Here is a 250-nt window from a genome sequence, read left to right on the forward strand (position 1 = left end):
GCTCAGTACCCTAAAAGTAATGTCCCTAACAGCCTTAACTTTCAGCTAGCTAAAGCGCGTATCCAAGTACGCTTTTCAAGTTTTAGTGATGATGCCGCGTTATCTTTGTTTGATCAACAACTCAAAAAGAATGAGTATTCGTTTAAACAGGCCGCGCTCTATGGCAAAGCTTTAGCGCTTTTCCGTTTAGAAAAATTTGCACAAGCTGAAGTGATCATTGATGATTTACTAAAACAAGATGACAATAATC

The 250-nt window shown here is 38.4% G+C and carries 1 pseudogene; it reads left to right on the forward strand.

What is annotated here, in order from left to right:
* A pseudogene (locus AAEZ02_RS23125) lies at positions 1–250 on the forward strand (beta-barrel assembly-enhancing protease); the annotation flags it as partial.

Source organism: Shewanella sp. T24-MNA-CIBAN-0130 (assembly GCF_040310185.1).
Taxonomy (GTDB): domain Bacteria; phylum Pseudomonadota; class Gammaproteobacteria; order Enterobacterales; family Shewanellaceae; genus Shewanella; species Shewanella psychromarinicola.